The sequence below is a fragment of the Bradyrhizobium sp. 215_C5_N1_1 genome (assembly GCF_052075935.1).
In the GTDB taxonomy this organism is placed as follows: Bacteria; Pseudomonadota; Alphaproteobacteria; order Rhizobiales; family Xanthobacteraceae; genus Bradyrhizobium; species Bradyrhizobium barranii.
This window is the reverse complement of record NZ_CP197228.1, coordinates 2,354,228-2,375,410: the sequence shown is the minus strand read 5'-3', so window position 1 is coordinate 2,375,410 and position 21,183 is coordinate 2,354,228. Positions and strand designations below refer to the sequence as shown.

The following is a 21,183-nucleotide window of genomic DNA, read 5'->3' as shown; positions in this document are numbered from 1 at the left end:
TGGATGCCGGCGTTGCCGTTCCCCGCTACCGTAGTCCGTACTTGAAACTGCGTGACAAGAAGAGAGGAGAAGAACAATGAACGCTCCCACACGTCGTGCCTTCCTTGGTTTTGCGCAGGGCGCCGTCGCCGCCGCAGCTGTCGGCGCAATCGGCGTTCGTTTCATTGCGACAGCGGAGGCTATGCCGGTCGCCGCAAATCTGGGACAGGCCGCGATAACCACGGATATCGCGACGCAGGCGCAGTGGGGTCCTCCGCATGGCCCCGGTTGGGGGCGGTCGCGACCGCGCAGGCGCCGTTGGGTTTGCTGGTGGCATCGCGGTCGCCGCCATTGCGGGTGGCGGTGGAGGTGATCGTCCGCGATCCCTTTGCGGAGGGCAGAGCTGCGCTTCCGCAGCGATCAGCTCTGCTTCACCGCCGCGATCGGTTGCGAAGCGCGGCGGGCCGGCAGCCGCTGATTTCGTTCACTCTTCAATCAATTTAGCTCGGATCGCGTAGCGGACCAGTCCAGCTATCGAATTGACCCCCAGTTTTCCCATGGCCGACGCCCGATGCGTTTCCGTGGTCTTCACGCTTGAGCTCAGCATCGCGCTGATACCCTTGTTGCTGTACCCCTCGGCCACGAGCTTGACAACGAGCCGCTCTCGCGGAGACAGCTTCACATGCCCCTCGCCGGCTTCGTCTTCTCGACCCGACTGACCACAAAATCGTCCGCCAACGAATGGCTTACGTGCCATTAGCGCTTCAACGGCAGCCAACAGCAGCTTGTTTGCGTCCGACTTGACCAGGAACGCGCGCGCACCCGCCTGAAGCGCCTCTTGAGCCAGCACTCCGGATTCGTGCGCGGTAAAGATCAGCACCTCAGTTTCGCGGAGATGTTTTTTTATTCCTCGAGTTATTTCCAGTCCCGTCATGCGCGGCATGAAGAAGTCGACGATCGCAACATCGGGCCGCTCTTTGAGAGCGGCCTCAAATGCCGATCTTCCGTCGGACGCCTCGGCGACAATCATCCAACCCGGCCGCTGCTCGAGGACCGCCCGTAGCCCGGATCGAACAGCATCATGATCATCAGCAATGAGAATTCGTTTCATGAGAGGGCTGCCTCGATGATCTTGTCGCAAGAGAACCTGGACGAGCTATGGGCGCTGCGTTTGAGCAGCATCTCCAACCGGGCTATCTCACTCGCGCGCAAGTGCGCATGGAAAGGTCGCGCGCAGGATGGTACCGCGCCGCAGCGTTGTGGGTGCCGATAATATCTCAAGCTGCCCTCCCATCTCTTGCAATCGAGCTCGCATGATACGGATTCCCGCTCCGGGTGCCCACGGACGAAAGCGGCATGCGCCATCTGCAGCGACCATGCCTTGTCCGTCGTCTCGGACCTCGAGCTTGAACTTCCTGTCCCTCGTCCCGATAGTTATGACGACCTGTGTCGCCTTGGCGTGGCGGTAAACGTTCGTCAGGGCCTCCTGAACAATTCTCAGCAACGCTCGCTGCGCCCCGTATGGCAGGCCGTCGACCGCGGACGATATCGAGACCTCAATATTCAGCGGCGTTCGGGCTGCGAGCCCTTCTGCGAATTGCTCGATTGTCGTCCTGAGCCCTCCTTCAAACAGGTCCTGAGGGTGAAGCAGATATGTGAGAGACCGCAATTCCTTCATAGCGCGATCGATCGAGATGTCGAGCTGATCGCAATGTCTCGTCGCCTTCAGAGGATCGCCTAGCGCACTCCTTACTTGCATCAGAATGAGGCTCGCCGCCACCAGATGCTGGCACGTTGAATCGTGAAGCTCCGAAGCAATTTGACGATGAACTTCTTCCTGCAGAGCGAGCCGTTCGGAATTCGCCTTGCGCGCATGCCTCGATCCTCCGGAGGCATTTCGAACATGTCGGCTGACCGGTGTCTCCTGAAGGGACATGATACACTCGCCTTCCTGCAGTGCTATCTTTCGCACCGCTAGTTTCCTGGCACATGCAGACAACTCTCCGATAAATTTAGCCTACCGCCGCGACGCACCGACCACGCAATCAGTATAAGCCACTACGTAGAAATCCTCTAGGCAGCCAATCCCCGTCGTGTGCCGAGCATCCCAAATTTGGCGCGATGCTCCCTGATTCAAATCAAGGAGCTGCAGGTAAGGAGCAGCATGCGGGTCGGCGAAAAACGCGATTATGAAGACGCGTCCGTCAATCTGCGCGCTGTGTCATCGCCCGCTTGACGGCGGCGGCAGCAATCGAGCGGCCCGGCGAGGGTGTTGCGCCGCAGAACAGTCCGCCGCTGTTTAGGTAAGACGTCTTTCCATATTCCGCCCGGGCCACCTCTTTGAAATTCCGTAATTCGGAAATCAACTGAGGCATCGTCGGCTTGTCTTTCGGCGTCGCATCGATCTCCGGATCCATCGCGGCGTTCTATTCGGAGCTGTTCGACACGCGGATCCGCTACACTGGTCTCGTCTTCGCAAAAGAAGTCAGCGGCGCTGTCGTCGGCGGCTTTACGCCACTGATTTCGACGCTGCTGGTGCAGTGGAGTGGCGACGCAAGCTGGCCAGTCCCGGTCTACATGATGGTCACGGCGCTGGCAGCGTTTTTGTGCGCCCATCTCGCCAGGGACATCCTCGACGTCGGCCAGCGAAACGTCACAACTGCGACGAAACGCGACGCTCTTGTGGGCGTGCGACAGGTCATGGACGATACTGGCGACCATGCGAGATGACGAGCGCGACGGTGATGCGAACCAGCAAGAACATCTCGCGAACATCGCCAAGTCGACGCACGCTGCGATGTCCGACCACCAAAAGCGTCGCACGATACGCGCTTTGCTCTGTCGCCTGAAATGGAAAAACCCTGCGCTAATAGGGCTTTCGATATGGTGGGCGCACCAGGGCTCGAACCTGGGACCCGCTGATTAAGAGTCTCATTCTCTAAAAGAGATTTCAGGCACTTAGCTGTAAAAGGCAACCAAAACAGCACTAGCAAAATCAATACGTTATGGCCGAAATGTAAATCGCTTGATCGCGCGCCCAGCACGCGCGCCCCTTGCGTCCCGAACGTAAGTAGCAACCGAAAAGTTCAACAAAAACAGTGAACTTCGCTCCTGGTTGACCACCTTTATCGCTGTTTGTTCAGGGCGGTTCGGTGGTCAATCGGTGGTCAGCTAACCGGGCAAGTCTCGGCGCTGTGGCTTCGCGGCACTATGAAGGCATTAGCCGCCTTCGCGCCTCCACCTGCCCCTCATATTCGTCGCACTACTAACGACAACGGCCCCTGCGTAACCCGCCTTAACGCAGGTGCGTCAACGACTAGCGTCGGGGGTTCGAGTCAGGAAACCGCAGCAAATCTGCGATATTCGCTCCGATCGTCCGCCTGAACCCGGCAGCTCGTCGAACGGTAGGCTCAAGTCGGGGACCCACAGCAGCCCCCCAGATGCAGTCGCCTATTGAGAGGATGGTGCGACTCGGCTGGAACGTATTCCCGCCGCCGTCGCCGGCGTGTCCCGCACCAGCAGCGCGCGGGTTGCCGCCGTCACATCGGGCTGGCGCATCAGGCTCACGCCGACCAGAAAGGTCGACATTCCCACACGCTCGAGCCTGGTCAGATCGTCCGGCGTGAAGATGCCGCTTTCCCCGACCATCAGCCGCTCCTCCGGGATAAGCGGCGCTAGCGCCTCGCTGGTCGCGAGCGTGGTCTCGAAGGTACGGAGATTGCGATTGTTGACGCCGACCATCGGCGAGCGGAGTTTCAGCGCCCGCTCGAGTTCGGCTCGGTCGTGGATCTCGACCAGCACATCCATCTGAAGCGCGATGGCGGCGTCCTCAATATCTTTGGCGGCAGCGTCATCGAGAGCGGCCATGATGATCAGGATGCAGTCGGCGCCGTGAGCGCGGGCTTCGACGACCTGATAGGTGTCGAACATGAAATCCTTGCGCAGCACCGGCAGATTGGTCGCCGCGCGTGCCGCAACCATGAAGTCGAGATGCCCCTGGAACGACGGAGTATCGGTCAGCACCGAGAGGCAGGCCGCGCCCCCGGCCTCATAAGCCTTTGCCAGGGCCGGCGGATCGAAATCGGCGCGGATGAGGCCCTTCGATGGCGAAGCCTTCTTGATCTCAGCAATCAGCGCATAGTCACCGCCGCCATGCTTTTCCTTGATCGCGCGGACGAAGCCGCGCGGTGGCGCCGCCGCCTTGGCGCGTGCATCGATGCTCGCGAAGGAATGAGCACGCTTGGAGGCGGCAATCTCCTCGCGCTTATAGGCTTCGATTTTCTTCAAGATGTCTGACATCATCGACCTGTTCGTGGACTTACCTGTCATTCGACCATCTGCGTTGTTTCGGCGGTCGGTACAAATCAATCATTATCGACGCTTACTCACTTCCTCTTTATTAGCCCTTCGCGTTGGTGCGCATGCGCGAGCTCGTTATAACGCTCGCGCCGCCGATCAATGCGCCAAATGCGCGCGTCACTTTCGCTCTTGGAAGCAATTGTCGAAGCTGAATGAGCCCGCGCCTGCTCGCCGCGCAGTGCGATGCCTTTGGCGGACAGCACCATCGCAGCAGTATTCCCCGCTGCTATGGAAACCATACATGCCGGCTATTGGAAGATTTCGTCCCGCGCTGCGATCAATGGGCGTCGCTATCGGAGATTCATCGAGTAACGCCCCGCGCAACCTCAATCCGTCGCATCTGCCGGAATAGGCCGTATCGGGCGACTTGATCCTGTCGAGGACGACCAATGCGTGGGTGCTCGTCCACTCACTCCTCACTCCCAACGCGCTCAGGAGGCACGCATGGCATTCACGTTGAAAATCAACGGTACACCCCATGAGGTCGATGTCGACGGTGACGTTCCATTGCTGTGGGTGCTGCGCGATGTGCTCGGCATGACCGGAACCAAGTTCGGCTGCGGCCAGGCGCTGTGCGGCGCCTGCACTGTGCATCTCGACGGCCAGCCGGTCCGCTCCTGTCAGACAACGATCGACAGCATTGGGGACAGCGCGGTCACCACGATCGAGGCGATCGGCCAGACGCCGCAGGGCGCAGCTGTACAGAAGGCGTGGTTGGAGCTCGAGGTGGTGCAGTGCGGTTACTGCCAATCCGGCCAGATCATGTCGGCGGCGGCGCTCCTGAAAGACATGCCGAAGCCGACGGATGGCGACATCAACGCCGCCATGTCGGGGAATGTCTGCCGATGCGGCACCTATCAGCGCATCCGCGCCGCGATCAGGCTGGCTGCTGGAGTTTGAGATCATGAATGGACCAATTTTGAGGGAGCAGGTCGCCGAAGAAACAGGCGTGTCACGGCGCGCCTTCCTTCAGGGCACAGGTTTGCTGCTCGGCTTTTCGCTGACCGGCGCCAGCACGAGCTCCGTCTTCGCGGCGTCCACTTCGCAGGTGCAGGTGGTCGAAAACGAGGTCACGGGTACTTTCGCGCCGAATGGATTTATACGGATCAATCCAACGGGCGCCGTGACGCTGGTCATGCCGATGGTCGAGATGGGACAGGGGGTCTACACGTCGCTCTCGATGCTTCTCGCTGAAGAACTGGAGGTGACGCTTGACCAAATTCAGGTTCAGCATGCGCCGCCAAATCACGCGCTTTACGTCAACTCGATCATAGGCATTCAAAATACAGGTGGTTCCGCCTCTGTCCGAGCGTTCTGGACACCGCTGCGTCAGGCAGGCGCAGTAGGTCGCAGTCTGCTGATCGGGGCAGCCGCAAAGCGCTGGAATGTCGATCCGGTGACCTGCCGCGCCAAGGGCGGCATCGTCTTCGACGCGTCAGGCGCAAAGCATCTAAGCTACGGCGAACTTGCGACGGCCGCAGCGAAATTGCCCGTGCCGCCGGCGGCAAACGTCAAATTGAAGGACCCGAAAGATTTCACCTTGATTGGCACGCGTGCCAGGCGCTTGGATTCATCGATAAAGGTCGATGGGCGCGCGCTCTACGGCATCGATACGCGACTGCCGGGTATGAAGGTTGCAGCGGTTGCTATTTCGCCCGTGCTCGGTGGCAAAGCGAAAAAGGTGGACGAGAAAGCCGCGCTGGCGGTGAAGGGCGTCCGGCAGGTGGTCAACATCGATGAAGCTGTTGCCGTGGTGGCGGATCACATGGGTGCGGCGAAGAAGGGGCTCGAGGCCGCCGCCATCACGTGGGACGATGGGCCCAACGGCAAGGTCAGCAACGCCGATATCGTCAAGCAGCTGGAGGAGGAGTCCAAGAAACCAGGGGCGGTTGCCCGTAACGATGGTGATGCAGAGGAGGCCCTTGCTGTCGCGGCGCAACGAGTTGACGCGATCTATCAGGTGCCTTTCCTAGCCCATGCGGCGATGGAGCCGATGAACTGCACAGTCCACCTGCGGAAGGATCGCTGCGATATCTGGGTCGGGACGCAGGCGCCTACGATCACGCAGTCTCTGGTGGCCGCACTCACCGGCCTGCCAAAGGACGCAATCAAAATTTACAATCATCTGATTGGCGGTGGCTTCGGCCGAAGGCTGGAGGCCGATGGCACGGTGCTGGCCGTCAAGATCGCCAAGCACGTCGATGGCCCGGTGAAGGTGATCTGGAGCCGCGAGGAAGATATCCAGCACGATATGTATCGGCCGTACTATCTCGATAGGCTGTCGGCCGGACTTGACGCGGCCGGCAAGCCGGTTGCCTGGACGCATCGGATCACCGGCTCCTCAGTCATGGCTCGCTATTATCCCCCTTACGTCAAGGACGGATTGGACCCCGATGCCGTCGAAGCGGCGGCCGAGCCGCCCTATGCTCTGCCCAATATCCACGTCGACTTTGTCCGGGTCGAGCCCCCTGGTGTCCGGACGTCTTGGTGGCGCGGCGTCGGACCGACTCACAATGTTTTTGTGGTCGAAAGCTTCATAGATGAGCTCGCTCACGCCGCGAAGCAGGATCCCGTCACCTACCGCAAGGGATTGCTTGGCCACAATCCGCGAGCACTCTCTGTTTTATCGCTTGCGGCGGAAAAGGCGGGGTGGGCATCACCCCTTCCCGTGCGGCATGGCCGCGGAATTTCAGTACAATTCGCATACGGAAGTTACACGTCGCAGGTCGCCGAGGTCGAAGTAGCGGCCGATGGCTCCGTCAAAGTTAAGCGGATCGTCTGTGCGCTTGACTGCGGAATGTACGTTAATCCCGATACGATCGAAGCCCAAGTTCAAGGAGGAACGCTTTTCGGGCTGACGGCCGCGCTTCATGGCTCGATCACGTTCAAAGATGGTCGGGTCGAGCAGAGCAATTTTGACAACTATCTGCCGATGCGTATCGACGAGGTACCGGTGGTGGAGACACACTTGATCAAGAACGCGGAGGCTCCGGGTGGCGTTGGTGAAGCTCCGACGGCCATTGTCAGTGCTGCAGTGACCAATGCGATCTTCGCCGCAACAGGCAAGCGTGTGCGCAGCCTGCCGATCGATACGAATTCGTTGAAGTCGTCGTCTTAATCCTTCCCGTCATCCCGCACGCGTTGTAGCGCGCACGGGATAACGGTCGGGAACTAAAGTCCCGGAACATAATGGCTATTGGAACATTCGCGTTCTCCGCAAGTCCAAATTTCGCCTAATGGCGAGAGGCGAGGTTCAGTGGTACGAACGGCATGGCGACGCCCCCGCCGATCCTCGGAGAACAGATTTCGGAGCACTATCGGTGCTGGTAGCCGTTAGCAGGAGCCACCACAGTCATGCATAATTCGAAATCGATTCCAAAACAGGCTCTCGTCGGGCAGAACGTTTCGCCGCCCGCGGGCGCCACTGTCAAATTGTCTACAACAGACCTCAACAATTTAATGCAGGCGCTCGACATAGATGTCATCGCCATGACCGAGATTTTGGTGCCGCGAGGCCATCGAGTCGAATTTGGGACGATTGACGTACCCGGGATCCACTACAACTTAAGTGGCATGGGACGTCTATCAATTGATGGCGGGCCGACGATACCGTTGAGCCCTCATTTACTCATCATCGTGCCGCCAAACACTCCGCTCATGATCGAGGTTGACGGTGGAAGTAGCGCTCCGAAGCTCATTTCGAGAGACTGCTGGACTCGTCAAGAAGGCATCCTCCGCGTCGCAGTGCCGAAAGAGCAACCAGAGATCGTCCAGATATGCGGCTTTTTTAACGCATCCTTTGGTCAGTCTGTGAGGCTGTTCGGAGAACTCCGCGAACCGGTCATCGAGCAATTCGAGCCGGCGGACAGGATTGATCTCAAGCTTCGCGAAGCAATGAACGAGTTGCTACAGCAAGAGGTCGGCGTTGGAGCCATGACAGCTTCTCTGCTCAGGCAGATCGTTGTCTCGTTGGTACGACGGTCGCTCAAGTCATCCCGACGGTGGACTGAACGGTTCTCGATACTTGCCGACAGGCAGGTCACTCGTGCGTTTGCAGATATGGTGGCGCGGCCAGGAGCCGCCCATTCAGTTCAAAGCTTGGCACACAGTGCAGGATTGAGTCGTTCGGCGTTCATGGCGCGCTTCTCGGACATTTTTGGACAATCCCCGATGGCTGTCTTACGACACTTAAGAATGCGCCAGGCCGCGATCGATTTGACGACAACGACGATGTCGATCGACGCAGTGGCTCTTAATGCGGGGTACGAGAGCCGTTCGAGTTTTGTGCGGGCTTTTCGAAAGGCGTACAATCGAGATCCGAGCGACCATCGGCGGATCGCCAAGGAGGGCGAAGTACGGAAGGATATTTGAGAACGGGGTGCGATCCGCTCGTAGGCGTTATGCGCTCTACGATGGACACCCTAAGCATCGCGCTTCCCGTACGATAAGCAAGGTCCACCGGTCCCCCCACGACATCTAAAGGCTCTGCGGCCGGACAGGTCGGCCTGGCTTTGCCGATTCCCACCGTGATTCAATGAGTTTCGCTGGCGAGGCGACCGCCAAGCGCAGTTGGCCTGCTCGCACGACAGCCTGCGAATACTGAAAAGACGGACCGGATCTCTTCGGCCACGCAACATGTGTGCGCCTTCGTCGCGAAGCGCAGTGGCGAGTTCCGCGCTCCCTTCCGCAGACAATGCATCCATGAATTCGCCGGTGACGAGCACCGAAGCCTCCAATACCCGGCAATGGGCTTCAACCCGACTAGCGACATTCACGGTGTCACCGATCAGGGTGAGTTCCAATTTCTTCTCATTGCCAACGTCTCCATAGATGACTTCGCCGTAATGGATACCGACGGCAATACGGAGCGACTGGTCTCTTGCCTCAATGCGTCGGTTCCAAGAATCGACGGATTTGATGAGCTCGATCGCACACTCCGCAGCGTTGGTGGCGTCGCGCAGGCTGGTCAACGGCAGGCCGAAAAAGGCCATCAACCCATCACCCAGGAACTTGTCGATCGAACCCTGATGGGAGAACACCACGTCACTGAACATACGCAAGTGGTGTCGCAGCGTCTGGACGACGACATCCGGAGGCCTGTTGGATGAGAAGTCAGTGAACCCGACGATGTCGACAAACAGGACTGCTGCACGCTGACAACGCGTAAACGAAAGAGGGGTCCGCGCCTTGATGAGCTGTTCAGCGATGCTTGGCGGGAAGAAGCGCGCCAGGTTCATACGTTCGCGCTCTGCTTTCTTGACGCGCTGGTTAGCGGAAAGTCTATGGAGCACAAGCATTGTCGTGACCAAGAGCGCGATCGGGCTAACACTGGATCGCAACGCTGCGATCCCGTTGGGGACGAAGCCGTGCGTAAGAATATAGCTGAGGATGGTAAGCAGTGCGCAGATTAAGCCGACGACGACAGCGCCTCCGCGATCGAGATCCTGGGCAGCTACCAACACGACGACAACATACAGCGAGGCGACCGCGAACTGCAGTGATGACAAGGTATCGACCAGAAAGATGCCGATCGCGAGTACGGCTGCAGGAGCCAGGTACCTGAACCTTTCTATACGCATTGGACGCTCATGGCCGGTGTCAGCTCCCGCGCGGCTTCCCGGCCGGCGTGGGCCGGAGGCCGGCCTCGCCTGCTCGCGCCAGAACTCCTCAGGTGCGTTTCAGATCCTCGACCAGCATCGTCGCAGCGTGGCGCGCAAGCGCCTGGGTCGGAGCGTTGGTATTGCCGCTGGTTATGTTCGGCATGATCGAGGCATCGATTACCCGCAGGCCGTCGACGCCGCGGACCCTGAGCCTCGCGTCAACCACCGCTCGTGCATCCTGGCCCATCCGGCAGGTGCCGACCGGATGCCACATTGTCGTCACGACGCGCTTCACCCATTCGCGGATCTCCGCATCCGATTGGACGTGCAGGCCGGGGTCCATCTCTTCCTCGATCACCGGCGCCAACGACTCCTGGGCCATGACCTTGCGGATCGCGCGCACTGATTCCACCGCGGCCCTCAGGTCTTCCTCTTCGCCAACGAAATTCGGGTTGATGAGGGGCATCGACGTCGGGTCACTGTCGGCCAACCGCACCCAGCCGCGGCTCTTAGGCTGAAGCACCACGAGTTCGAAAGTGATGCCCGAGCGGTCGCCCGCCGGGCCGAGCTGCTCGTTCAAGACGATAGGAGCGTGATAGCATTGGATCGTAGGCTCGGCGGTGAAATCAGATGGATTCCAGTGTGTCACCGTCTCGATGCCATTACCCGACGCCGGGCCGTCCTTCGTGACGAGATAGCGCAGGCCGGCCTTCACGCTGCCGAGACCCTGCGCGGCAGCCTGATAGCCGAGATCACCCTTCACATAGACACGGACCGGTACCATCGGGTGATCCTGGAGATTTTCGCCTACCGCCGGAGAATCGACGATCACCGCGATACCGTGTTGACGCAGCTGCTCGGCTGGCCCGATGCCTGAGTGCATGAGGATCGTCGGGCTATGGACGGCGCCAGCCGACAGCACAACTTCGTTCGCCATGATCCTCTTCAAGCTCGTGTCCATGAACTCAACGCCCACAGCCCGCTTGTTTTCGACGAGGACGCGAACGACGGTCTTGCCGGTGAGCAGGACCACGCGGCCCGAAGTGAGGTGCGGGCGCAGATAAGCGTCGACCGCGCTGCATCGGCGCTGGTCTCCGACCGTCGACTGCACCGGCGAGACGCCGATCTGGCTCTTGCCGTTATAGTCGGGATTATAGGGAATCCCATATTCCTGGAATGCCTTGAGGCAATATTGGTTCAGCTTATTGATGCCCTTGGGCAACTGGACAGCCAGGCCACCATCTATGCCGTGATACTCGTCGTGGAAGGTGTCGTTGTCCTCCTGCGCCATGAAGACGGGAAGCAGGTCTTCATACGACCATTTTCCGGTGTCGCCGACCGCGTCCTGCCACGCGGCGAAATCGCGCATCTGACCACGCACGTAGCACATCGCATTGATCGAGGAGCCGCCGCCGAGTACCTTGCCTGAGCGATATGCTCGCTTCGTCCCGTGCTGGGGAACCGTCTCGTATTTCCAGACATGCCGGTCGTGGGCCAGAAGTTTGGCGAAGCCCGCTGGGATGTGGATGAACGGATCGCGATCCATATCGCCCGCTTCGATCAACGCGATCGACGCATCGGTGTGTTCGGCAAGATAACTCGCAACGACGCAGCCGGCTGCGCCTGCACCAACAATGACAATATCGTAGGCTTCCTGGGACATCAGTGTCTTTTCTTTCACAGAATTTGCATCGTTCAATCGGCGTCCGTCGCTGACGTGGCGCTATCGCAGTTCCTGATCCTGAGATTGATCGGACCATGCCTTTGGAGAGTGATCCTGCAACGCCGGCGGGGGAAATCACCTATCGCCATAGAGTTGATAGGCGATCGTTATTGTCGCTCCCCGAGGTCCTGTGGACCGCTGCAGACGAACATCGGCGACGTCTCGACGACGCCATCGCAGCTTTCAGCCGGCTGCGCGCCTGCCCAATTCCGGACGGTTCGCAACGGGCTTCTCAGGCGCGTTCAGGACTGACGTCGTGAACAGGACAGCCGCAGCGAGGCCCCAGTAGTACCAGGCGTCGAGCCCCGTGAATTTGAAGGCAAACGGTGCGATGACAAAGACCACCCCGACGGCGCGATCGACCCAAAGGTGCAGCCAGTAGGGAATGATGTGGACGATCCCGGTGGGATGGTCGGTCAGGGAGGCCAAGAGCAGCGCGGCCACACCGGCGACGACCGAAAGCTCCACTGCAACCGGTCCGCTTTGACCGAGCCCCAGCACGAACGGCGCGGCGATCAAGACGACCGCGACAGGATAGTCGATCAGGTAGGCGTGGATAGATTTGGTGATGAAGCGAAACGACATCGGAGACTCCTCTGGTCGATTACTTGAGCGGGTCCTTGCGACGCGGAAAGTGCATCCACCCAAGAGAGAGATTACGCAATCCTGTGCCAGCAAACACTCCGGCACGGGCCAATCCGTTAGACGAGCAACAGGCGTAGGCCGGCACGCCAACCATTGGAAATGCCCGGTCGTTATCGTTTCCATTCCAGTCGTCGGGCGCCACGGAAGCGGGTAAGCGTGGCGCGTCGTCCGCGAGGCCGACGGTGGTGGCTCAGTGTCCGGCTGTCGAGGTCAGGGACAGCTTGGGAAGGCAGCATTGTTCGCGTAGCGCATTTGGATGGCCTTTGAACCAACCAGGTGAACGCATGCGCCGCATGCTCTTCCGGGCGCTGTACGCATTCGACGATTTCACGCCGTCCGAGCGACGACCGACCAGTCGCGAAGGCGAACGAACCTGACGAAAGCGTCCAGCGCCGGCGAGTAGCAGCGCCCCTGCACAGCCAGCAGCCGCACCTCCCGCGAAACCAGGTCGCCTTCGAGCGGGATGGTCTTGAGCGTCGGAAGGTGCGGCATGTGCTCGGGCGCGAGTATCACGCCGAAGCCAGCAGCGGCCATGTGCTGCAAGTGCAAGTCGTGACCACTGCAGTGGCCGAGGTGGAGCGGTTCCTCGGGAAAATACGACCGTTGGATCTTCGGGGCGATGTCGCATCCGGCGCGTTCCAGCAAGATCGTCTCACGGAGGTCGTCGATGCCGATCGAGGGACGATTTGCGAGCCGGTGTGTCGGTGCGAGAACCGCGACATAGCGCTCCTCAAACAGCGACCAGTCGTCGATGCGGGCGGGCACGTCCTGCACGTCGCCGACCATTGCGGCGTTGATCTCCCCCTCAAGCAAGAGATCGACGAGCTTCTCCGCCGCGTCCTCGCGCAGCTCGACGTGAAGTCCCGGGACGCACTTTGCGATCTCCGCGATCGGATCGAGGACGAGCGACGCCGAGATGGATGGGGCAAGGCCGATCCTCAGTGGCGCGATCTCCTTGCGTTGGAACTCCTGGGCCCTGCGACGCACCGCCTCTGCCGAGACCAGTGTGCGCTCCAGCGTTGGAAGGACTTCCTTTCCAAGATCGGTGAGTTGGGTGAGCTGGCGTTCGCGGTAGATCAACTGGCCGCCGAGCTCCTGCTCGAGTTTCTGCACCGCCTTGGTCAGAGCGGGCTGCGTAACGTTGCACTGCTCGGCCGCGCGGGTGAAGTTGAGCGTGGACGCGACGGCGAGGAAGTAGCGAACCTGATGAAGCTCCATGGGCTGCTATGTTCTCCGTCAAGGTGCGGCTGTCTCTACTGACAGGCCTTGCGTCGCCCTGCCCGGATTCGGGCGCTCGTGGTCGTTCACCAAGAGGGGGAAGGCGAACTCGGTGACCGTCAACGGCCGCATTTTGACGGATAGGGGCGCCTCGGTCGACTACGCGGAGGTATGATGAGGTTCGCTTGTCGCTGCTTGTGCTAAGCGATCGCTTAGAAGTGAGAGCGTAAACCTCGCGCCCCGAATCCGTTGGCCGGATCGGCCCCTAAAGGAGAGGATCAGCGGCGCGGCGAAATGAGGTGGACGCGATTTGCGAGTAGACGGCACCCTCGCACGGAAGCGCTGATGGCACGCCTTTCAGGCTCAGAAGTTCTGCAGCTGCTGTAGTTTTATATTGAGGCAGTCCGCCATCCGGGTGAGTTCCGGGACCGAACGCGCTTTCATCTTCCGCATCAGGTTAGTGCGATGCACTTTCACCGTGGACTCGGCGATGCCGATATCGTTGGCAATCTGCTTGTTCAGGCGACCAGCCACGACATGGAGCATGACCTCAGTCTCGCGGGGGCTGAGCGTGTCGAGGCGCCGCCTTATTGCAGCCACCACCCTGTCACTCTCACGTCGGGCACGATCGCGAGTGAGTCCGGCATCGATGGCGTCAAGCAGATCCTGATCTCGGAATGGCTTTGTAAGGAACTCTATCGCACCGCTCTTCATTGCTTGCACAGTCATCGGCACGTCGGCGTAGGCTGTGATAAAGATGATAGGCACTTGCCTGTTTGCGGCGACAAGTTCGCTCTGAAGATCGAGACCGCTTCGCCCCGGCATTCTTACGTCGAGCACCAGGCAAGTAGGACCATCCGGCGGATCGGCCTCGAGAAAATCGGGAACAGACGAAAATTGTCGGGCATCCAAGCCGACTGTCCGCAACAGTCGCGCGACCGAATCGCGAAATTCGGGATCATCATCGATAACCAAGACACTGGGATTTGCCTCACCCATTCCCGGTATCCTGCGTTGGGGAAGCGCATTCTTGCCTAGTCCGGCACACCCTACGCACAATCTATCGAGATGAACAGAATATTTTGCCTGAGCGGATAGCCGGACGCCTAAACCATCGCTTAGGAACGCCGACATTGCGTTATTGAGGGATGTCCGAGACACTACGTTGCATGCAGCGCGAGGCGCTGCCTCGCCGGCCGGCGGAAGTGCCTGGAAGCCGCTATGTTGCATCGTACACTGATATCCGTCGTCGACGACGATCAGCCCCATCGTGAGTCAATGCGAAAGCTAATAATGCTGCTGGGCTATACTGTCGAAGCGTTTTCGTCGGCGGCCGATTTCCTGGCATCGCGGGCTCTGCCTGAAACCGCCTGCTTGGTCACTGACGTTAACATGCCCGGAATGACCGGAGTCGAGCTGCACAGGCGTTTGGTCGATACAGGGTATGCAATCCCAACGATCCTCGTTACCGCCTACCCCGATGAGGTTGTCAGGGATCAGGCTCTGAAGGACGGGGTTATTTGCTATCTCAGCAAGCCAGTGGACGATGACATTCTCGAGCGATGCGTGCGCTCGGCTCTGCGGTCGGGTACGCCGATTGAAGATAATTCATGAGTCGTTGTCCGCCGGCAGGGTAAACTGAAATACAGCGCCGCGAGGTTCGTTCGCTTCCGCCCACAACTTGCCTCCATGTGCTTGGATGATGGAACGGCATATCGACAACCCCATCCCTGTTCCACCGGACTTCGTGGTGTAAAAGGCGTCGAAGACTCGATCGAAATGCCCCGGATCAATGCCCCGCCCCGAATCCCGTACGGCTACGAGGGCGCCGGTCTGATCCTCCCTGGTGCTGATCAATAGCTCTCTCGCCCCTTCCTCAACCAAGCCCATCGCTTCGGCCGCGTTCAGGATCAAGTTCAGCAATACCTGTTGCAGCTGAACGCAATCCCCCATAACCGGGAGCAGTCCATCCGCGAGCCGGGTTTGGACCGAAACGCTGTTCCTGTGAATTGCGCTTTGCGCCAGTACAATCACTTCGTTGATAGCCGAATTGAGATCAAAACGCTCCTTTCGCAGAGGCGCTTTCTTGATGTGATCACGCATCCGTCCGACGATATCCTTGGCGCGGTCAGTGTCCCTCACGACGCAAGCAAGCGCTTCCCTGGTCTCATCCAGATTTGGCGGTTTCATCTCCAGAAAGCGCATCCCTGCGCGGGCGTTGTTACGAGCGGTAGCGATCGGATGCAGAATTTCGTGAGACAGCGAGGCCGCCAATTCTCCCATCATGTTCACGCGGTTCATGTGGGCGAAATCCAGTTCGAACTGACGCAGCTTTTCACGTTCGTCCTGCGCCCGCCTTCGCTCCGTCACATCGACGGTTGTGGTGATAACCTCAGCCAGCGCGCCCCTGGGCGAAAACACATGATAGCTGGTTCCTTCGACCCATTTGATTGTTCCATCGGGTAGGAGAAGTCTGAACTCGGCCACGAAGTCTCTCTTTTGTTGCACGGCCTCCTGAACCGCGCCCCACACTCTGTCGCGGTCCTCTGGGTGAATACGTTCCCAAATACCTTGCCGACTAGGAAGGCCCTGCGACGGATCAAACCCCCAGATCCTGTAACTCTCGTCCGACCAATAGAGGTAACGCATCGTTGTGGCGTTGTAGATCCAATAGCCGGTGCGGCTGAGTCTTTGTGCCTGGCTAAGCGCTTCCTCGACGCGCTTTCGCTCCGTCAAATCGAGCACGAATGCAAGGCCCTCGTCGCCTCCTTCCTTGAACAGAGCAGCGCCAATAAGTACGGGAACGCGGCTGCCGTCCTTCCGAACATACTCCTTCTCGAAGGGTCGAACTATTCCGGCTGAGTTCAGTTCTGCCTGAGTCAGTATGTCCCGCTCGCGCCATTCGGGCGGGGACAGCTCGGTCCAGCGCACGCGGCCCGAAACCAAGTCCGCACGGTCATATCCTACGATGCGTAGAAACGCGTCATTCGCTTCGAGGATCCGTCCTTCGCGATCGGCAATGAGGATCCCAATGATGTTGGCGTCGACCAAACGCCTGATCTTCCCTTCCCGATCCGCGAGGTCGTCATAAAGCCGCGAATTTTCGAGCGAGATGGCCGCCTGCGACGCAAGCACCTTCAAGACTGTGACGCGGTCGGGTGTGAAAACGTGGGCCGCCAAGTTGTTTTCTAGGTAGAGTACGCCGGCCAGTCTGCCTTGTTTGAGCAACGGCAGGCAGAGAATTGAATGGGCGTGATGCTTATGGATGTACTCATCGGCGGAAAACGGGTTCGCGGCGGCGGCATCGTGGATAAGAACGCTCTCTTTTGTCCGGATCACGTAGTGTAGAATGGACTCCGGTAGATTTGCAGCGGTTACACCTGCTTGTCGCTGACCGACGGTCACCATATCATTGCTGATCGTGACTTCCGCCTCAATCCGGTACCCATCGCCGACCGCAAGGATCAACAGACCTCGCCCGGCACCCGCGTACTCAATCGCCGTGCGCATCAGCGTGTCGATCAGCTTTTCCAGGACGATCTCGCCCGACACGGTTTGCGAGACTTTGATAACCGTAGATAGATCCAGTTGTTCGACGGGTGCCCCGATCGTGCTTGTGGGGCCTGCAACTGGCTTTTCCTTCCTGAGGTGCGGATACAACTCGTCGAGTTGGCGCACCTTGCCGTCGGCTCCCCAGCGGATGTATCCGTACCGCGCGTCCCGCAGATAGGCATGTGCGATCTTCTCGAACCCGCGTGCGGCATAAAAGCGTGCGGCGACTTCATTGGCGAGCGCCTCGTTGTGGACCAAGCCATGCGTGTGTGCCGAGCGGATAGCGTGCTCGTAAAGATGTTCGGCATCGAGCGCGCGGCCTTCGATCCGGGCGATCTCCGCCCCGACGAGTGCGGCGCGGTTCTCGAAGTTGTCCGGGCAAGCCATTGCCCAGACCTCGAGCTGTCGGTGGTGCGCAGCCAGTGCCTCGACATGCTCCTGCCGTTGGCCGGCCGCCGCGGACTCGCAGGATGTCGCTCTGGAGAGCGCACTGTAAAAGTGATATTCCGCGCATTCGAAAAAAGACGCCGATGTCGGCTGCAGCTGTTGCGCCCTCAATGAGGCCTCGAGGGCACCCACATAGTCGCCGGCAAAGAAACGTGCCTGCAGCTTGCGGGTCCAATACGAGCCCTCGGCCAACGCCAGATCCGGGTTCTTGCGGAAACGAGACTCCAGTAGGAGTTCGTTGAACTGCCCATCGTCAAAGCAACCGAAAATCGGCGTCAAGCCGCGGAGTGTCCGGATCAGCCCTAGCTGGCCGGCAATGGAGTCAATCGCAAAGCCGAACCGCATGTTCCGCGCGAACGCAAGACCATGCTCGACCTCGACCTGCACGATATCGAGCGGATCGCCCGCCGCGAGAAGATACGTGTTCAGGTGGGTGTAGTAGTACGCCGCAAAAGTGAGGTCACCTATCTGGTTTGCTGTCTCAAACGCACGTCGCAGCAGATCACGACCTTCCCGGACATGTCTCGTCCAGAACATGAGTAAGTATCCAAAGTTCAAATAGGTCCTGGCTTGGAAGCGCTTTAGCCCGCGCTGTTCGACCAGTTCATAGCCGAGACGGCCGAATCGAAGTCCCGCCTGGTAGTCGCCGAATTCCGGTCCAGCAAGCCTGGCAAGCACTGCATAGGCGTAGCACGACCCGTCACAATTGCCGCCCTCGAGACTGAGATTGACTGCTCGACAGATGACCATCGAACGTAGTTTCGCATCTGTATAGTGGGCCGGCGGCCCGAGCTTCGTCAGCACATCAAGGGTCGCGAGCGATACGGGATCGCTCATCAAAGGTAGATCAATCAGGGTTTCTATCGCGCGGGAGCCGAGTTGGGACCAGATCCGGTCATACTCGCACCTTGCCTCGTCTTCCGACGGGTGCGCCGACCAGTCAACACCCAGGTGGCGGAGATAGTCGAGACCGACTGCGATCGCGCGACTGCCCTGATCCAGGGTCGTGTAAAGATCCACCTGCAGGCACGTCACGCGGGCTCGTTCGATCGTCGTTGCGGCACGGGCCGACAGCATCGCCAGGCGCTGCTCGGCTTCCGCCAGTGCACCAGTGAGGAATTCACATTCGGCCCGGTGCAACTCCAGCTCAAAGATCAGGTCGTGCTGGCGCTCCCAGGAGTCCCCTGGCAGCAGTGCTACGCCGGAGACTAGGTAGTTCAGCGCCGAGGCATATGCCGTCGAGGTCTTTGCGCGTTTACCTGCAATGAAGTTCAACTCAGCGACCCGCTCAAGCTCCTCAGTTGACGTGATGAGATGCGAGCCGCGGTTGAGCTGATTGACGATTTCGAAGATCGTCTCCTCCAACCTCTCTGGGGGGGTCTGCGCTGCGAGCAGCATCCCTATTCGGAGATGGGCTTCGGCACGCGATTCCTCCGGAATCAAGGAGTAGGCCGCTTCCTGGACACGGTCGTGGAGAAACTTGTAGGAATCCTCTGAACGAAAGATCAGCCCTGCTCGCACCGCTTCCCAAAGCTGCCCGTGCATCTCCTCCCCGGAGTCCTGGTAAGCGATCCGCAACATGGCGGACCCTGCGTCGTTGCCCAGGCAGGCGAGCTTTTGCAGTGCGTTCCGGGTTTCCGCGGACAGACGGTTCAGCTTCCCCACCATAAGGTCCACCACATTGTCGGTGTAACCTTTGGCGTGAATGCGATTCAGGTCCCAGCACCATCGCGCCTCGTCATAATCGAAAGTGAGCAATGCTTCGTCGGCGAGCGCAGAAATGAACTGAATAGCGAAAAGCGGATTTCCGGTTGTCTTTTCGTGAATCAGCTGTGCCAGCGGCGCGATTTTCTCCGGTCCGCTGTGAATGGAATCCGCGATTAATTGTCCCAGATCTTCACAGGATAAGGGCGCCAATACGATGTCGTGTAGTATCGCTCCGGCTTGGCGGATCGCTTCAAGCTTGCGTGTCAGCGGATGGACGGGATCGACTTCGTTGTTGCGGTAAGCGCCAATCAACAACAGGTTCTGTACATCCGGCCGGGTCAACAGATCCTGAAGCAAATCGAGCGTTGCTGCATCGAGCCATTGGAGATCATCAAGGAACAGGGCGAGCGGATGTTCCGGTCGCCCGAATACACTGATGAATCGCCGGAACACCAGCTGAAAGCGACCCTGCACGTCCTGTGGCGGCAGTTCGGGGACCGGTGGCTGTTCGCCGATGATGTGCTTCAATTCCGGAACGAGATCGACAATGAGCCGAGCGTTCGGCTCGAGCGCCTCGAGCAGCGCCTCCCGCCATTTCCGCAACTCCGCTTCGGTCTTGCTCAAGAGAGGGCGGATCAGGCTCTGAAAGGCCTGCGCAAGGGTGACGTAGGGGATGTCGCGTTTGTACTGATCAAGCTTGCCCGACGCAAAAAGACCGCGGGGCGGAACAAGCCGCTTATGAAGCTCGTTAACGACCGCGGATTTGCCGATGCCGGAGTATCCGGAAACGAGGACCAACTCCGGCCTGCCGCCGGCAACGATACGGTCGAAGGAGGCAAGCAGGGTATCGATCTCGGCTGTCCGACCATACAATTTCTCGGGGATCAGCAGCCGATCCGGAGTGTCATGTTCCCCGGGCGGAAATTCGTCGATATCGCCTCGGGTTTCCCATTCGGCGAGGCAGCGCCGTAAATCGATCTCGGCGCCTGCAGCCGTCTGGTAACGCTCCTCGGCAGTCTTGGCGAGCAGCTTCATAATGATCGCAGAGACGGAGCCTGGGAGGCTCTTTAACCGCTCGCTGGGCGGCGCCGGTCGTCTTGCGATATGGCAGTGCACCCATTCCATCGGATCGGCCGCCGTGAAGGGCAGCACGCCCGTGAGCATCTGGTACAGCGTGACGCCGAGGGCGTAGAGGTCGCTGCGGGCGTCGATCGAGCGGTTCATCCGCCCGGTTTGTTCGGGTGCCATATAAGCGAGCGTACCGGCGATGGTCTCGGGCGGCTCGGGCGCCTGCCGCTCGCGGGACAGGCGCGATGCGATGCCAAACCCGGTGAGACGCACGTGTCCATCCGCGCAGTCCACCACGATATTAGCTGGCTTGATGTCTTTGTGGATGAGCCCGCGCTGATGAAGCTTGCCCAAGGCTGAGGTAACGGCGATAGCCAGGCACAGGAAGCGCGCTACCTCCATGGGCTCACCGAGCAAATGTTCGAGCGGCTGGCCGCCTGGATCATCGAGCACTAGCACGGTCCGACCGGCGTCGCGCATGAGGGCCAGCGGCCGCACCGCCCATGCCCCGTCGAGTTCATCCTTCAGCTCGTATTCGTGCGTGAGACGATCGAGTCTTGACCGGGACGGGTGATCGGCGGCAGGAGCAACGAGCAGGACGGCGAGCCGGTTGCCATTGTCGTCCACTCGCCAGCCGCGGCTAAACACGCGCTCGCCATCCTCCCACAACACCTGGGAACTACCATCCGAGTATGCGACGTTCAGCGACTGCCGCACCATCTGTCAGACTCCGGCGTCGGGCTTCGGCCTGCCAATCAAGCGCTTCGCGCGCCACACGCGCGGTTTCTCCCCCGCCGGGAGAAATCGTACTCCGTCGCCCGAGAAATGCCAGCCGATCCCCGGTCCGACCGGATACGGCTATAGGGATCCCCCTCGCAGAAGCCG

The 21,183-nt window shown here is 59.7% G+C and carries 16 protein-coding genes; 5 read left to right on the top strand and 11 right to left on the bottom strand.

Features of this window, described 5'->3' with window-relative positions; all coding sequences use genetic code 11:
• Nucleotides 1-463: 463 nt before the first annotated feature.
• From AB7G19_RS11060 to AB7G19_RS11050, 3 genes are all read right to left on the bottom strand, one after another.
• Nucleotides 464-1,090, bottom strand: a complete 627-nt coding sequence (locus AB7G19_RS11060) for a response regulator (protein WP_063981767.1) — start codon at nucleotides 1,088-1,090, stop codon at nucleotides 464-466.
• A gap of 87 nt (nucleotides 1,091-1,177) precedes the next feature.
• Nucleotides 1,178-1,915: a sensor histidine kinase gene (locus AB7G19_RS11055; RefSeq protein ID WP_354115939.1), complete on the bottom strand. Its 738-nt coding sequence runs from the start codon at nucleotides 1,913-1,915 to the stop codon at nucleotides 1,178-1,180.
• A 268-nt stretch (nucleotides 1,916-2,183) separates the two neighbouring features.
• Entirely contained in the window at nucleotides 2,184-2,396 is a 213-nt protein-coding gene (locus AB7G19_RS11050; protein WP_354131776.1) for a hypothetical protein, read from the bottom strand.
• Here AB7G19_RS11050 and AB7G19_RS11045 point away from each other — a divergent pair.
• On the top strand, nucleotides 2,362-2,709 hold the full coding sequence (locus tag AB7G19_RS11045) for a hypothetical protein (RefSeq protein WP_441267818.1): 348 nt from the start codon (nucleotides 2,362-2,364) through the stop codon (nucleotides 2,707-2,709). The two genes, AB7G19_RS11050 and AB7G19_RS11045, sit on opposite strands and share 35 nt — an antisense overlap.
• Nucleotides 2,710-3,429: 720 nt before the next feature.
• On the opposite strand, the gene trpC is transcribed toward AB7G19_RS11045, so the two are convergent.
• Both trpC and AB7G19_RS11035 read right to left on the bottom strand, forming a co-directional pair.
• Nucleotides 3,430-4,278, bottom strand: coding sequence for an indole-3-glycerol phosphate synthase TrpC (gene trpC, locus AB7G19_RS11040; protein WP_441268821.1), 849 nt, complete (start codon nucleotides 4,276-4,278; stop codon nucleotides 3,430-3,432).
• An 86-nt stretch (nucleotides 4,279-4,364) separates the two neighbouring features.
• On the bottom strand, nucleotides 4,365-4,544 hold the full coding sequence (locus AB7G19_RS11035; protein ID WP_354241953.1) for a hypothetical protein: 180 nt from the start codon (nucleotides 4,542-4,544) through the stop codon (nucleotides 4,365-4,367).
• A gap of 238 nt (nucleotides 4,545-4,782) precedes the next feature.
• On the opposite strand from AB7G19_RS11035, the gene AB7G19_RS11030 reads away from it, so the two are divergent.
• The 3 genes from AB7G19_RS11030 to AB7G19_RS11020 all read left to right on the top strand — a co-directional run bounded on the left by AB7G19_RS11030 (nucleotide 4,783) and on the right by AB7G19_RS11020 (nucleotide 8,709).
• A complete protein-coding gene (locus tag AB7G19_RS11030; RefSeq protein WP_354241955.1) occupies nucleotides 4,783-5,238 on the top strand; it encodes a (2Fe-2S)-binding protein in 456 nt (151 codons plus the stop codon).
• A gap of 4 nt (nucleotides 5,239-5,242) precedes the next feature.
• Nucleotides 5,243-7,456, top strand: a complete 2,214-nt coding sequence (locus AB7G19_RS11025) for a xanthine dehydrogenase family protein molybdopterin-binding subunit (RefSeq protein ID WP_354241957.1) — start codon at nucleotides 5,243-5,245, stop codon at nucleotides 7,454-7,456.
• A gap of 236 nt (nucleotides 7,457-7,692) precedes the next feature.
• Nucleotides 7,693-8,709: a helix-turn-helix transcriptional regulator gene (locus AB7G19_RS11020; protein WP_283017331.1), complete on the top strand. Its 1,017-nt coding sequence runs from the start codon at nucleotides 7,693-7,695 to the stop codon at nucleotides 8,707-8,709.
• Between the two features lie 50 nt (nucleotides 8,710-8,759).
• Here AB7G19_RS11020 and AB7G19_RS11015 read toward each other — a convergent pair whose 3' ends face one another.
• From AB7G19_RS11015 to AB7G19_RS10995, 5 genes are all read right to left on the bottom strand, one after another.
• On the bottom strand, nucleotides 8,760-9,917 hold the full coding sequence (locus AB7G19_RS11015) for an adenylate/guanylate cyclase domain-containing protein (protein WP_441267817.1): 1,158 nt from the start codon (nucleotides 9,915-9,917) through the stop codon (nucleotides 8,760-8,762).
• An 88-nt stretch (nucleotides 9,918-10,005) separates the two neighbouring features.
• On the bottom strand, nucleotides 10,006-11,601 hold the full coding sequence (locus tag AB7G19_RS11010) for a GMC family oxidoreductase (protein WP_441267816.1): 1,596 nt from the start codon (nucleotides 11,599-11,601) through the stop codon (nucleotides 10,006-10,008).
• Nucleotides 11,602-11,844: 243 nt separating this feature from the next.
• Nucleotides 11,845-12,246, bottom strand: a complete 402-nt coding sequence (locus tag AB7G19_RS11005) for an SPW repeat domain-containing protein (RefSeq protein ID WP_354241968.1) — start codon at nucleotides 12,244-12,246, stop codon at nucleotides 11,845-11,847.
• 387 nt (nucleotides 12,247-12,633) lie between these two features.
• Nucleotides 12,634-13,524 (bottom strand): LysR family transcriptional regulator, encoded by an 891-nt coding sequence (locus AB7G19_RS11000; protein WP_441267815.1) that lies wholly within the window; start codon nucleotides 13,522-13,524, stop codon nucleotides 12,634-12,636.
• 363 nt (nucleotides 13,525-13,887) lie between these two features.
• On the bottom strand, nucleotides 13,888-14,523 hold the full coding sequence (locus AB7G19_RS10995) for a response regulator transcription factor (protein ID WP_135214190.1): 636 nt from the start codon (nucleotides 14,521-14,523) through the stop codon (nucleotides 13,888-13,890).
• A gap of 222 nt (nucleotides 14,524-14,745) precedes the next feature.
• On the opposite strand from AB7G19_RS10995, the gene AB7G19_RS10990 reads away from it, so the two are divergent.
• Complete coding sequence (locus AB7G19_RS10990) at nucleotides 14,746-15,138, top strand: response regulator transcription factor (RefSeq protein ID WP_063981756.1); 393 nt, start codon at nucleotides 14,746-14,748, stop codon at nucleotides 15,136-15,138.
• Here the strand turns inward: AB7G19_RS10990 and AB7G19_RS10985 are convergent.
• Nucleotides 15,133-21,018: an AAA family ATPase gene (locus AB7G19_RS10985; protein WP_441267814.1), complete on the bottom strand. Its 5,886-nt coding sequence runs from the start codon at nucleotides 21,016-21,018 to the stop codon at nucleotides 15,133-15,135. The genes AB7G19_RS10990 and AB7G19_RS10985 overlap by 6 nt on opposite strands.
• Nucleotides 21,019-21,183: the final 165 nt, after the last annotated feature.

What these genes read in the sequence shown, in the direction of transcription:
- trpC (WP_441268821.1), bottom strand. Translation starts at nt 4,278, where the DNA reads ATGTCAGACATCTTGAAGAAAATCGAAGCCTATAAGCGCGAGGAGATT.
- AB7G19_RS11035 (WP_354241953.1), bottom strand. Translation starts at nt 4,544, where the DNA reads ATGGTGCTGTCCGCCAAAGGCATCGCACTGCGCGGCGAGCAGGCGCGG.
- AB7G19_RS11050 (WP_354131776.1), bottom strand. Translation starts at nt 2,396, where the DNA reads ATGGATCCGGAGATCGATGCGACGCCGAAAGACAAGCCGACGATGCCT.
- AB7G19_RS11000 (WP_441267815.1), bottom strand. Translation starts at nt 13,524, where the DNA reads ATGGAGCTTCATCAGGTTCGCTACTTCCTCGCCGTCGCGTCCACGCTC.
- AB7G19_RS11005 (WP_354241968.1), bottom strand. Translation starts at nt 12,246, where the DNA reads ATGTCGTTTCGCTTCATCACCAAATCTATCCACGCCTACCTGATCGAC.
- AB7G19_RS11015 (WP_441267817.1), bottom strand. Translation starts at nt 9,917, where the DNA reads ATGCGTATAGAAAGGTTCAGGTACCTGGCTCCTGCAGCCGTACTCGCG.
- AB7G19_RS11030 (WP_354241955.1), top strand. Translation starts at nt 4,783, where the DNA reads ATGGCATTCACGTTGAAAATCAACGGTACACCCCATGAGGTCGATGTC.
- AB7G19_RS11025 (WP_354241957.1), top strand. Translation starts at nt 5,243, where the DNA reads ATGAATGGACCAATTTTGAGGGAGCAGGTCGCCGAAGAAACAGGCGTG.
- AB7G19_RS11010 (WP_441267816.1), bottom strand. Translation starts at nt 11,601, where the DNA reads ATGTCCCAGGAAGCCTACGATATTGTCATTGTTGGTGCAGGCGCAGCC.
- AB7G19_RS11055 (WP_354115939.1), bottom strand. Translation starts at nt 1,915, where the DNA reads ATGTCCCTTCAGGAGACACCGGTCAGCCGACATGTTCGAAATGCCTCC.
- AB7G19_RS11060 (WP_063981767.1), bottom strand. Translation starts at nt 1,090, where the DNA reads ATGAAACGAATTCTCATTGCTGATGATCATGATGCTGTTCGATCCGGG.
- AB7G19_RS11020 (WP_283017331.1), top strand. Translation starts at nt 7,693, where the DNA reads ATGCATAATTCGAAATCGATTCCAAAACAGGCTCTCGTCGGGCAGAAC.
- AB7G19_RS10985 (WP_441267814.1), bottom strand. Translation starts at nt 21,018, where the DNA reads ATGGTGCGGCAGTCGCTGAACGTCGCATACTCGGATGGTAGTTCCCAG.
- AB7G19_RS10990 (WP_063981756.1), top strand. Translation starts at nt 14,746, where the DNA reads ATGTTGCATCGTACACTGATATCCGTCGTCGACGACGATCAGCCCCAT.
- AB7G19_RS10995 (WP_135214190.1), bottom strand. Translation starts at nt 14,523, where the DNA reads ATGGGTGAGGCAAATCCCAGTGTCTTGGTTATCGATGATGATCCCGAA.